The following is a 2109-nucleotide window of genomic DNA, read 5'->3' as shown; positions in this document are numbered from 1 at the left end:
TATAGCAGTAGCCAGTTATGTTAGGACAAAAACAAAACCCAGAAGAGTGTTGCGGCGCTTCGCGCCGCAACACTCTTCTGGGTTTTATGTCTTAACTTATTTAGCTATAGGTGGCGCAAAGCTTCGCCATATTTTGTGCTATCACATTTAACGAAAGCCATAAATCACGCTCTACGACGCAAAAATGTTAAAAGCTTCTCAAAACCTACTGGTAATGGGGCGATATTGGTAATTATGTCACCTGAAACGGGATGTGTAAAAGTAAGCTTCCAAGCATGGAGAGCCTGCCCTGCCAGATATTGCGAGGTTTCCTTATTGGGATAACCATATATGGGATCGCCAGCGATCGCCCAGCCCATATAGGCGGAATGCACCCGAATTTGATGGGTACGCCCTGTCTCTAGGTCGAATTTTACGAGGGTGTAATTTCCTAAACGTTCGCTAATTTGCCAATGGGTAATCGCTTTACGACCATCTTCAACCACTGCCATTTTTTTGCGATCGCTTTTATGCCGAGCGATCGCCGCATCAACTATTCCCGATTCGCTTTTAGGAACACCGCGCACAATACCTAAATACTCGCGCCTTGCCGTTTTCGCTTGAATCTGTGCTTGCAAATCCTGATGGGCGCGATCGTTTTTTGCCACTACCATCGCGCCACTAGTATCCTTATCTAAGCGGTGAACAATTCCTGGTCGTTGAGTTCCATTTATCCCCGAAAGCTCTTGACAATGCGCTAGGAGAGCATTAACTAACGTTCCATCACTATGCCCCGCCGCAGGATGGACTACCAGTCCCGCAGGTTTATTAATCACGATTAAATGTTCGTCTTCGTAGAGAACCTCTAAGGGAATATCTTGCGCCACAATATCAAGGGCGACTGAGGCGGGAGTAATTAACTGAATACGATCGCCTGCTTTGATTAAATTCTTTTTGTTATCGCAGAGAATATCATTAATGGTGACATAGCCCTCATCAATTAAGGATTGAATACGCGATCGCGATAGCTCATTCAGGTGTTGAGATAAAAAGAGATCGATCCGCTGGGACTTTTCTAAATGCGCTGGAACTTCGATCAAGTTAAGATGCTCTTTTGTGGAAGTAATTTCTGAATCCATAAACATCAAGGTTGTATATTCCCATCATTATAATTTTTATAATTTTTGATATTGCCAATCATGAAAAAGGTTCTCATTTTGGGCGGCACGGGTGATGCGGTTAAACTCGCCGCTAAACTGGACAATATCGCTGAAATCGAAGTAATTAGCTCGCTGGCAGGTCGTACAAACAAACCAGCGGCTTTAGTCGGTCAAGTCCGTATTGGTGGATTTGGGGGTGTCGAAGGGCTAGCCAATTATTTACAGGACAATGCGATTGATTTTCTCATTGATGCCACGCATCCCTGTGCGGGGCAAATAACCTGTAATGCCGCGATCGCCGCTCGGAAGGTCAATATTTCGCACCTCATGCTAGTGCGACCACAATGGGAAAAAACAGAGGGCGATCGCTGGATCGAGGTAGAAAGCGTTGAAGCTGCTGCCAAAGCGATTCCCACATCCTTGCATCGTGTATTTATTACATCGGGCAGACAGCAACTAGAGCCATTTTTACAGCGATCGCTTATTTACCCAGAGATGTGGTATTTGATTCGGTCGATCGATCCGCCCGATCTCCAGTTACCCAATAGCCAAGTCCTGCTCGATCGCGGTCCCTTTAGTTTAGATCGAGAACGACAATTACTACAGGATCTGCGGATTCAGGCGATCGTCAGCAAGAATAGTGGTGGCGAAGCAACCTATGCCAAGGTCATTGCGGCAAGGGAGCTAGGGCTACCGATCGTCATGGTGCAACGTCCCGTCATGCCTGAAGGCAACAAGGTTACATCGATCGCCGAAGCGATCGCGTGGCTACGCCTGTTCTAAAAATCTAAGGTTAAAGCGATCGCAAAGCGGAGTTATACCAAATCACACAATGGCTACACCATTTTGTGATTTTATAGCTATAGCTAAATAAGTTAAGACATAAAACCCAGAAGAGTGTTGCGGCGCTTCGCGCCGCAACACTCTTCTGGGTTTTGTTTTTGTCCTAACATAACTGGCTACTGCTATA

General features: G+C 45.9%; 2 protein-coding genes. One reads left to right on the top strand and one right to left on the bottom strand.

Going from position 1 to position 2109, the window contains the following annotated elements; genetic code table 11:
* Positions 1-164: 164 nt before the first annotated feature.
* Positions 165-1118, bottom strand: a complete 954-nt coding sequence (locus tag AC805_RS04165) for an RluA family pseudouridine synthase (protein WP_197278626.1) — start codon at positions 1116-1118, stop codon at positions 165-167.
* A 60-nt stretch (positions 1119-1178) separates the two neighbouring features.
* Between AC805_RS04165 and AC805_RS04160 the strand changes: the two genes are divergently transcribed.
* Positions 1179-1922 (top strand): cobalt-precorrin-6A reductase, encoded by a 744-nt coding sequence (locus tag AC805_RS04160; RefSeq protein WP_055074244.1) that lies wholly within the window; start codon positions 1179-1181, stop codon positions 1920-1922.
* Positions 1923-2109 lie beyond the last annotated feature (187 nt).

The organism is Pseudanabaena sp. 'Roaring Creek', assembly GCF_001402795.1.
Taxonomy (GTDB): Bacteria; Cyanobacteriota; Cyanobacteriia; order Pseudanabaenales; family Pseudanabaenaceae; genus Pseudanabaena.
Note: the sequence above shows the minus strand (reverse complement) of the source record. Positions and strands in the feature narration are given on the sequence as shown.

Coding starts and splice junctions, on each gene's coding strand:
- AC805_RS04165 (WP_197278626.1), bottom strand. CDS start 1,118: ATGGATTCAGAAATTACTTCCACAAAAGAGCATCTTAACTTGATCGAA.
- AC805_RS04160 (WP_055074244.1), top strand. CDS start 1,179: ATGAAAAAGGTTCTCATTTTGGGCGGCACGGGTGATGCGGTTAAACTC.